Genomic DNA, 9,394 nt, shown 5'->3' on the forward strand with positions numbered 1-9,394 from the left:
ACATGGCACGTGAAAAGACACGCACGAAGAAGAAAGAGCGCAAGAACATCGCCGCAGGTGTGGCGCATGTGAACAGCTCGTTCAACAACACCAAGATCCTGATCTCCGATGTGCAGGGCAACGCGATCTCGTGGTCGTCCGCCGGTACGATGGGGTTCAAGGGATCGCGGAAATCGACGCCCTATGCCGCTCAGATGGCTGCCGAAGACGCAGGCAAGAAGGCACAGGAACATGGTGTGAAGACCCTCGAGGTCGAGGTGCAGGGCCCCGGCTCGGGCCGTGAGAGCGCGCTGCGCGCTCTGGCTGCCGTCGGGTTCAACATCACCTCGATCCGCGATGTGACGCCGATTGCCCACAATGGTTGCCGCCCGCCGAAACGCCGCCGGGTCTGACCAGACTTATCAATTTCGGGCCGTGCTGACGCGCGGCCCGAATCCGTATTATTACCTCGGGCGTTTCCTGCTTTGGACATGGGCCGGAAACAGGGATTGAGGAGACACGCATGATCCACCGAAATTGGCAAGAACTGATCAAGCCGACCCAGCTGGAAGTGAAGCCGGGCAACGATCCCGCGCGTCAGGCGACGGTGATCGCCGAACCGCTGGAGCGCGGTTTCGGCCTGACCCTTGGCAACGCGCTGCGCCGGGTTCTGATGTCGTCGCTTCAGGGTGCCGCCATCACCAGCGTGCAGATCGACAACGTGCTGCATGAGTTTTCCTCGGTCGCGGGTGTCCGCGAGGATGTGACCGACATCGTTCTGAACCTGAAGGGGGTTTCGATCCGCATGGAGGCCGAAGGGCCCAAGCGCCTTTCGATCGCCGCCAAGGGCCCCGCCGTAGTGACCGCCGGCCAGATTTCCGAATCGGCCGGGATCGAGGTTCTGAACAAAGACCACGTGATCTGCCACCTGGACGAGGGCGCCGACCTGTTCATGGAGCTGACCGTGAACACCGGCAAGGGCTATGTCGCCGCTGACAAGAACCGCCCCGAGGATGCGCCCATCGGTCTGATCCCGATCGACGCGATCTATTCGCCGGTCAAGAAGGTCGCCTATGACGTGCAGCCCACCCGCGAGGGCCAGGTGCTGGACTATGACAAGCTGACCATGAAGGTGGAAACCGACGGCTCGCTGACGCCGGATGACGCGGTGGCCTATGCCGCGCGTATCCTGCAGGATCAGCTTTCGATCTTCGTGAACTTCGAAGAGCCCGAGCAGGCCGGCCGCATGGACGAGGACGACGGGCTCGAGTTCAACCCGCTGCTTCTGAAGAAGGTCGACGAGCTGGAGCTTTCGGTGCGGTCCGCGAACTGCCTGAAGAACGACAACATCGTTTACATCGGCGATCTGATCCAGAAGACCGAGGCAGAGATGCTGCGCACGCCGAACTTCGGCCGCAAATCGCTGAACGAGATCAAGGAAGTGCTGTCTGGCATGGGCCTGCACCTGGGCATGGATGTCGAGGAATGGCCGCCGGAAAACATCGAGGATCTGGCCAAGAAGTTCGAAGACCAGTTCTGAGATTGACAGATTCGGGGGCCGTGGCGTAAACGGCCCCCGTAAAATGCCCGCGCAGGCGGGGAACATATGGGCCAAAGCCCCAAGGAGAGCGGCGCCAGGACCAGGCACCGCCGGACAAAGCAAAACGACGACTTAGGAGATTAACATGCGTCACGCTAAAGGCTACCGCCGCCTGAACCGCACCCATGAACACCGCAAGGCGCTGTTCGCGAACATGGCCGGCTCTCTCATCGAACACGAACAGATCAAGACGACTCTGCCCAAGGCCAAGGAGCTGCGCCGGATCGTCGAAAAGTTGATCACGCTGGGCAAGAAGGGCGATCTGCATTCGCGCCGTCTGGCCGCATCGCGGCTGAAGCAGGATGCCTATGTCGAGAAACTGTTCGAGGTGCTCGGCCCGCGCTACAAAGACCGCAACGGCGGCTATGTGCGCATCCTGAAGGCCGGTTTCCGCTATGGCGACATGGCACCGATGGCGATCATCGAATTCGTCGACCGTGACGTGGATGCCAAGGGCGCCGCGGATCGCGCCCGCCTGGAAGCGGAAGAGGCGATGGAAGGCTGAGCCTTCCCCATCGACCGGAAATGAAAAACCCCGCCAGTTGATGGCGGGGTTTTTTCGTTGTGTCAGACGGGCTTACTGCGCGCGGCGGGCGTCTTCCTGCACGGGGCCGATTTCCAGCCGTCTGGTCACATCTGCGATCATTTGTCTGAGCTGCTCATCCACGACGGGGGTTGCGCCCAGGAACTCCAGCAGGTCTGTACGCACGCCCTCGGGCAAACGCATGACCTGTGTGAAAAGGTTGGGATGTATCGCCTTCACTGGCTACTCCGGGGTCTGAATTAACTGCGAGTCACGGTGTTCAATTTATGGTTGACCGCGTTTCCTGCAACTTGTCTAAAAAGACATGTTCGAAAAGTCAGTCTTTGATCGGGAACTTCAGACGCTGGATGCCTTGGCGCCCATGGGGTATTTTCTCGGACTTCATATCCGGTTTACCGCGCCGCTGATGACGTTGCAGACCTATGACCAGGCTTGGATGGACCACTATACCGAAAACGGCTATGTCCTTCGCGATCCGATGACCGCGTGGGGCTTCAGCGCCACCGGCTCGACCCGGTGGAGCAGTGAAAACGTACCGGACCCGTTTGGCATATTCCAGCAGGCGGCAAAGTTCGGATTGAGGTATGGCGCGACGATCTCCTGCGGGCCCATAAGCTCCAGGACTATTGCAAGTGTGGGGCGAGCAGATCGGGAATTTTTTGATGCCGAGATCGAACAGATAGAAGCACTGGTCCATCGGCTTCACGACATGACCGAGCCACCGCAAGAGCTTACCAAAGCTCAGATCGAAGCGCTTAAATGCATTGCGGATGGCGACAGGCATGCGGCTGCGGCCGCAAAACTCGGAATTTCGGAAAGTGCACTCAAGGCACGGCTGTCGTCAGCTCGACTGCGGCTCATGTCACGCACCACTGCCGAAGCCATTCAGCGCGCAAAGGACTACAGGCTGCTCTGAACGGCACACGCCTTCCGCAAGGTTCTGACGACTTAACCCAACCCTGCAGGAGGCTATCATGCTTACCACCACTCTCTCGTTCGAAAACCTTCACAACCATGGCGAACTTTTTGCGAACATGCTTCGCGCCCGGCGCGAACTGTTCATTGTCCACAACAAGTGGGACCTGCCCGAAGCCATGGGCATGGAATATGATCAGTACGACACCCCGGCCAGCCGCTGGGTCGTCGTGCATGATGAACTGGGGCAGGTTCTGGCGGGCAACCGCCTGACACCGACCACTGCGAAATGCGGCATCTACACCTACATGATCCGCGATGCGCAGAAGGGGCTTCTGGAAACCATCCCGTCGCATCTTCTGTACGAAGAGGCGCCGGTTTCGGAAACCGTCTGGGAAAGCTCCCGCCTGTTTGTGTCTCACAACGTGCCGGCGGGGATCCGACGGCGGGTTCATGCGCAGCTCGTGCTCGAGATCTCCAAGGCGGCCCGGAACCTGGGTGCGACCCAGTGCCTGACCCTGCTGAACGCGAACTGGCCCCGCTGGGCCGGGCGCGTCGGCGTGGACATGACAGCGATGGGGCCGGTGATGAACATCGCCGAGGTCGATAATCAGGTTGTTTCGATGAACTTCGCATCCAACCTGCACTGACCCCTGCGCCGCCTGCCGCCCTTCGGGGCGGCGGGCACCACGATCTTCGGTTGAACTTGGCCGCCGCGCTTCGCATATCCGGGGGGCATCCTTGCAGGAGCCTTCGATGACCCGGTTCGCGCCTTTCCTTATTGTCCTTCTGTCCGCCCTGCCGCTTCGGGCGGAAACCACCGTGCCGCGATCGGCGGCCGAGATCACGCTCAGCTTCGCGCCGATCGTGAAACAGGCCGCGCCTGCCGTGGTCAACATCTATGCCAAACGCGTGGTGGCCACCCGGGTCAGCCCCTTTGCGGATGATCCGTTTTTCGGTGAGTTTTTCCGCGGGCAGGGGCGCACCGTGCCACGGGTGCAAAACTCGCTCGGGTCGGGGGTGATCCTGTCTGCGGATGGCATCGTGGTGTCGAACTATCACGTCGTCGGCCAGGCCACCGAGATTCGCGTGGTGCTGAACGACCGGCGCGAGTTTGACGCGGAGGTTCTGTTGGGGGATCAGGAATCCGACCTCGCGGTGCTGAAGCTGAAGGATGCAGAGAACCTGCCCGCGCTGGCGCTGCGCGATTCCAATACGGTCGAGGTGGGCGACCTGGTGCTGGCCATCGGCAACCCCTTTGGCATCGGCCAGACGGTTTCCAGCGGTATCGTGTCGGGGCTGGCGCGCTCGGGCATTTCGGTGGGCAGCGGGCGCGGCTATTTCATCCAGACCGACGCGGCGATCAACCCCGGCAATTCCGGCGGCGCGCTCGTTGACAGCCAGGGGCGGCTGGTGGGGATCAACACCGCGATCCTGACCCGTTCCGGCGGGTCGAACGGTATCGGCTTTGCGATTCCGGCCAATCTGGTTCAGCGTTTCGTTGCCGCGGCGGCGGCGGGGGAAACCCGGTTTGCCCGGCCCTGGGCGGGCGTGTCTGGCCAGGCGGTGGACGGGGCGATGGCCGAAGCCCTGGGCATGACCATCCCCGGCGGCGTGGTCCTGACCGAACTGCACCCCGACAGCCCGTTCCGCAAGGCCGGGCTGAGCGTTGGAGATGTGGTGATCGAGATGGGCGGCGAGCCGGTGAACAGCCCGCAGGAGATGATCTTTCGCATGACCGCCGAGGGGATCGGCGGCGGGCTGGATATCGTTTACCTGAGCGATGGCGCCGAACGACGGGCCCGTGTGGCGCTTGTCGCCGCGCCTGAGATGCCGCCGCGCGCGCCGCTGACGGTGCCCGCCCGAAGTGTGCTGGGCGGGCTGAGCGTGGTCAACATCAACCCCGCCGTCGCCTCCGAATACGGGCTTGCGATGGCGGCGGAGGGCGTGCTTGTCACCGATCCGGGCGATGTGGCCGGGCGGGTTGGCCTGCGCCCGGGCGATGTGCTGCTGCGGGTCAATGACACGGCCGTCCGCCAGACCCGCGACGTGCAAGATGCCGCGCGCGCCACCAGCCGCACCTGGCTGATCGAATACATGCGCGGCGGTCAGCGCGGCGTGTTGCGCTTTCGCGTCTGAGGCGCATGGATTAGGCTCTGCCAATGGCTGACCTGTTTGACCAGACCCCGGCGCCCGACGCCGCGCACAGCGCCCCGCGCCCGCTGGCCGACAGGCTGCGGCCAAAGCGGCTTTCAGAGGTTATCGGACAGGAGCATATCCTTGGCCCCGAGGGGCCTCTGGGGGTCATGCTGGCCTCGGGCAGCCTGTCGTCGGTGATCTTCTGGGGGCCGCCCGGTGTCGGCAAGACAACGATCGCGCGACTGCTGGCCGATGAAAGCGATCTGACCTTTATCCAGATCAGCGCGATTTTCACCGGCGTGCCGGAGCTGCGCAAAGTGTTCGAGGCGGCGAAGATGCGGCGCGCCAACGGGCAGGGCACGCTGCTGTTCGTGGATGAGATCCACCGTTTCAACAAGGCGCAGCAAGACGGGTTCCTGCCGCATATGGAGGATGGCACCATCCTTCTGGTCGGGGCCACCACCGAAAACCCGAGCTTCGAGCTGAACGCCGCGCTGCTGTCGCGCGCGCAGGTTCTGGTGTTGCAGCGGCTGGATCTGGCGCATCTGGAGCTTTTGGCCCAACGCGCCGAGCAGGAGCTGAGCCGGGCGCTGCCGCTGACCGGCCCGGCGCGCGAGGCGTTGCTGGAAATGGCTGATGGTGACGGGCGTGCGCTGTTGAATCTGATCGAACAGGTGATGGCGTGGAAGGTGGCCGGGCCGCTCGATCCCGATGCGCTGGCCACCCGGCTGATGAAACGGGCCGTGAAATACGACAAATCGGGTGACGAGCATTACAATCTGATCTCGGCCCTGCACAAATCGGTGCGCGGGTCCGATCCCGATGCCGCGCTCTACTGGTTCGCGCGGATGCTCGAGGGCGGCGAAGATCCGCGCTATCTGGCACGGCGCATCACCCGCATGGCGGTCGAGGATATCGGGCTGGCCGATCCGCAGGCCCAGACGATCTGCCTGCATGCCTGGGAAACCTATGAAAGGCTGGGCAGCCCCGAGGGCGAGCTGGCGCTGGCGCAGGCGTTGATCTACCTGTCGCTCGCGCCGAAATCGAACGCGGGCTACAAGGCCTACAAGAACGCCCGCGCCGCAGCCCGGAAAACCGGAAGCGAACCGCCGCCCAAGCATATCCTGAACGCCCCGACCTCGCTGATGAAGGAACAGGGCTATGGCGACGGCTACGCCTATGACCATGACGCCGAAGACGGGTTTTCGGGGCAGAACTATTTCCCCGACGGCATGAAGCACGGTGTTTACTACCTGCCGGTCGAGCGCGGGTACGAGCGTGAGCTGAAAAAGCGCGTGGACTACTTCGCCAAGCTGCGCGCGCGGCGGCAGGGCGGTTGACAAGCCCGCCCGCCCGGATGACAGAGGCGGCATGACTTGGACATTGGCACAAGTTGCACTCGGCGGCGCGCTCGGCGCGACCTGCCGCTATCTTACCGGCATCGCGGCGACGCGGGTGATGGGGCATGGCTTTCCCTGGGGGACGCTGGCGGTGAATATCGCCGGCTCGTTCCTGATGGGCGCGCTGGTGGTGGTTCTGGCCGAAAAGGGCGGCACCCGGTTCGCGCCGTTTCTGATGACCGGCCTGCTGGGCGGGTTCACCACGTTTTCGGCCTTTTCGCTGGATGCGATAACATTGTTCGAGCGTGGGCCGCATGGCATTGCGGCGGGTTATGTCGGGGCGTCGGTCGTATTGTCGCTTCTGGCGATTTCGCTGGGCCTGATGGCGGCGCGGGGGGTATTTGCATGAGCGGTGTTCAGACAGTCGAGGTGACGGCAGACGAGGATGATCAGCGGCTGGACCGCTGGTTCCGCCGCCGCTTTCCCCATATCGCACAGGGGCGGATCGAAAAGATGTGCCGCAAGGGCGAAATCCGGGTCGATGGCGGGCGGGTGAAGCCCGCCACGCGCGTCGGTGCCGGGCAGCAGGTGCGCGTGCCGCCCCTGCCGGAACCGGGCGAGATCGTATCGCAGCCGCGGACCAATATTTCGGACGATGACGTGAAGATGATCCAGGGCTGCGTGCTCTATCGTGACGATTACATCATCGCGCTGAACAAGCCGCCGGGCCTGCCCACGCAGGGCGGTTCGAAGCAGACCCGCCATGTGGACGGGATGGCCGAGGCGCTGCGCTTCGGGCTTGAGGAAAAGCCGCGCCTTGTGCACCGGCTCGACAAGGATACATCGGGCGTGCTGATCCTGGCGCGCACGCGGGCGGTGGCGGCGGCGCTGACCACCGCGTTCCGCGCGCGGGAGACGCGCAAGATCTATTGGGCCGCCGTTGCGGGCCAGCCTTCGCCGCCGATGGGCACCATCCGCTTCGGTCTGGTCAAGGCGCCCGGCCACGGCGCGCATGGCGAGGGCGAAAAGATGCTGTGCATCCACCCCAACGAGGTGGACCGGACGGAGGGCGCCAAGCGCGCCACGACCGATTACGCGGTGCTGACCTCGTTGGGCAAGCGCGTGTCCTGGGTGGCGCTGGTGCCGGTAACGGGGCGCACCCATCAGCTGCGCGCGCATATGGCGGAACTGGGCCATCCGATCATCGGCGACGGCAAATACGGCGGTTCCGGGCAGGAAAACCTCGGCGACGGCTGGGGCGCGCAACTGGGAGGAGAGATCAGCCGCAAGCTGCACCTGCACGCCCGCTCGCTCTCGCTTCAGCACCCGGTTACGGGCGCGAGGCTGCAGATCACGGCGCCGCTGCCGCCGCATATGAAAAAGACGTGGGAGACGTTCGACTGGCACGAACGGGATGTGCCCGCCGACCCGTTCGAGGATCAGGAATGAGCGATTTGCGGCTGGTTATCTTCGATGTGGACGGCACGCTGATCGACAGTCAGGCCCATATCAAGGGCGCGATGGCGGCGGCGTTTCTGGCCGAAAGCCTGCCGGGCCCGACGGATGAGGCGGTTCTGGGCATTGTCGGCCTGTCGCTGCCGGTGGCCATCGCCCAGCTTGTGCCCGAGCTTGAGCCCGCGCTGACCGATCGTCTGGTCACGGCCTACAAGGAGGCGTTCCATTCCCTGCGCGCGGCGGATTTCCCCTCGCCGCTTTATCCCGGCGCGCTGGAGGTGCTGGAGGGGCTGGCGGCGCAGGAAAACCTGCTGATGGGCGTGGCCACGGGCAAATCCCGCCGCGGGCTGGATCATGTGCTGGAGGCGCACGGGCTGCGGCGGTTCTTCGTGACCGAGCAGGTGGCCGACCACCACCCGTCGAAGCCGCATCCTTCGATGGTGCAGGCGGCGCTGGCCGAAACCGGCGTGGCGCCGGAAGATGCCGTGATGATCGGCGATACCAGCTTCGATATCGATATGGGCCAGGCGGCCGGGGTGCGCACCGTCGGCGTGGGATGGGGCTATCACGGCGCTGACCGGCTGGAGCGCGCGGATATCGTGATCGATGCCTTTTCCGCGCTGCCTGCCGCGCTTGAAACGGTCTGGAAGAGGTAAGCGATGAGTGAGTGGAAGCGGAAACGGTTCTGGAAGCAGGCCACCGAGACCGAGGCTGAGGGCGGGTTTTCCGTGCTGCTGGACGGGCGCCCGATCATGACCCCGGCCAAGGCCGCGCTGATCCTGCCGACCCGCCCCATGGCCCGCGCCGTGGCCGCCGAATGGAACGCGCAGGGCGATGAGATCGACCCGCGCGCCATGCCGGTGACCCAATCGGCCAATTCCGCGATCGACAAGGTGACGCCCCAGCGCGACGAGGTCGCTGCCCTGATTGCCGCCTATGGCGAGACCGATCTGCTGTGCTATCGCGCCGACGGGCCGGAAGGGCTGATTGCGCGGCAGGCCGAAGCCTGGGACCCGCTCTTGCAGCGCGCCGAGGCAGAGCTTGGCACCCCGCTTCTGGTTACCACCGGGATTATCCATCAAAGCCAGCCGGCCGAAAGCCTGAGCCGGTTCGCGGCGCTTGTCGCCGGGCAATCCGTTTTCGGGCTGACGGCGCTGCATGATCTGGTGGCGCTGTCGGGCTCTCTGATCATCGGGCTGGCCGCGATCCGGGGCTGGGATCTGCCCGAAAACCTCTGGCCCGTCTCGCGGATTGATGAGGCCTGGCAGGCCGAACATTGGGGTGTAGACGAGGAAGCCGCCGCGCTGGCCGAATCCAAGCGCGCGGCCTTTATGCAGGCGCACCGGTTTTTCACTTTGACACGTGCTGCGGCATAGGCGGCCAATTGCGCGGTGTACTGCACAGCGATTAATCAATCGGTAA

Annotated in this window: 12 protein-coding genes; 11 read left to right on the plus strand and 1 reads right to left on the minus strand. The window is 64.1% G+C overall.

What is annotated here, in order from left to right; genetic code table 11:
- Positions 1 to 2: 2 nt before the first annotated feature.
- The 3 genes from rpsK (at position 3) to rplQ (ending at position 2,084) form a co-directional block, all read left to right on the plus strand.
- Positions 3 to 392, plus strand: a complete 390-nt coding sequence (rpsK, locus tag TQ29_RS02045; protein ID WP_037209318.1) for a 30S ribosomal protein S11 — start codon at positions 3 to 5, stop codon at positions 390 to 392.
- Positions 393 to 502: 110 nt separating this feature from the next.
- Positions 503 to 1,519, plus strand: a complete 1,017-nt coding sequence (locus tag TQ29_RS02050) for a DNA-directed RNA polymerase subunit alpha (RefSeq protein ID WP_037209320.1) — start codon at positions 503 to 505, stop codon at positions 1,517 to 1,519.
- A 145-nt stretch (positions 1,520 to 1,664) separates the two neighbouring features.
- Positions 1,665 to 2,084: a 50S ribosomal protein L17 gene (gene rplQ, locus TQ29_RS02055; protein WP_054537815.1), complete on the plus strand. Its 420-nt coding sequence runs from the start codon at positions 1,665 to 1,667 to the stop codon at positions 2,082 to 2,084.
- A 72-nt stretch (positions 2,085 to 2,156) separates the two neighbouring features.
- Here the strand turns inward: rplQ and TQ29_RS02060 are convergent, their stop codons facing one another.
- The gene (locus tag TQ29_RS02060) at positions 2,157 to 2,342 is read right to left on the minus strand and encodes a hypothetical protein (protein ID WP_054537816.1); all 186 of its coding nucleotides are present in this window, start codon (positions 2,340 to 2,342) and stop codon (positions 2,157 to 2,159) included.
- 85 nt (positions 2,343 to 2,427) lie between these two features.
- Between TQ29_RS02060 and TQ29_RS02065 the strand changes: the two genes are divergently transcribed.
- The 8 genes from TQ29_RS02065 (at position 2,428) to TQ29_RS02100 (ending at position 9,348) form a co-directional block, all read left to right on the plus strand.
- The gene (locus tag TQ29_RS02065) at positions 2,428 to 3,039 is read left to right on the plus strand and encodes an autoinducer binding domain-containing protein (protein ID WP_037209324.1); all 612 of its coding nucleotides are present in this window, start codon (positions 2,428 to 2,430) and stop codon (positions 3,037 to 3,039) included.
- Between the two features lie 58 nt (positions 3,040 to 3,097).
- On the plus strand, positions 3,098 to 3,688 hold the full coding sequence (locus tag TQ29_RS02070; RefSeq protein WP_054537817.1) for an acyl-homoserine-lactone synthase: 591 nt from the start codon (positions 3,098 to 3,100) through the stop codon (positions 3,686 to 3,688).
- Between the two features lie 106 nt (positions 3,689 to 3,794).
- Positions 3,795 to 5,177, plus strand: coding sequence for a trypsin-like peptidase domain-containing protein (locus tag TQ29_RS02075; RefSeq protein WP_054537818.1), 1,383 nt, complete (start codon positions 3,795 to 3,797; stop codon positions 5,175 to 5,177).
- 23 nt (positions 5,178 to 5,200) lie between these two features.
- The gene (locus TQ29_RS02080; RefSeq protein ID WP_054537819.1) at positions 5,201 to 6,517 is read left to right on the plus strand and encodes a replication-associated recombination protein A; all 1,317 of its coding nucleotides are present in this window, start codon (positions 5,201 to 5,203) and stop codon (positions 6,515 to 6,517) included.
- A gap of 31 nt (positions 6,518 to 6,548) precedes the next feature.
- A complete protein-coding gene (crcB, locus tag TQ29_RS02085; protein ID WP_054537820.1) occupies positions 6,549 to 6,926 on the plus strand; it encodes a fluoride efflux transporter CrcB in 378 nt (125 codons plus the stop codon).
- Positions 6,923 to 7,966: an RluA family pseudouridine synthase gene (locus TQ29_RS02090; protein WP_054537821.1), complete on the plus strand. Its 1,044-nt coding sequence runs from the start codon at positions 6,923 to 6,925 to the stop codon at positions 7,964 to 7,966. Before crcB ends, TQ29_RS02090 begins: the two co-directional genes overlap by 4 nt.
- The gene (locus tag TQ29_RS02095) at positions 7,963 to 8,628 is read left to right on the plus strand and encodes an HAD-IA family hydrolase (protein WP_054537822.1); all 666 of its coding nucleotides are present in this window, start codon (positions 7,963 to 7,965) and stop codon (positions 8,626 to 8,628) included. Before TQ29_RS02090 ends, TQ29_RS02095 begins: the two co-directional genes overlap by 4 nt.
- Before the next feature lie 3 nt (positions 8,629 to 8,631).
- On the plus strand, positions 8,632 to 9,348 hold the full coding sequence (locus tag TQ29_RS02100; protein WP_054537823.1) for an ATP12 family chaperone protein: 717 nt from the start codon (positions 8,632 to 8,634) through the stop codon (positions 9,346 to 9,348).
- Positions 9,349 to 9,394: the final 46 nt, after the last annotated feature.

The organism is Actibacterium sp. EMB200-NS6 (assembly GCF_001305615.1).
In the GTDB taxonomy this organism is placed as follows: Bacteria; Pseudomonadota; Alphaproteobacteria; order Rhodobacterales; family Rhodobacteraceae; genus Actibacterium_A; species Actibacterium_A naphthalenivorans.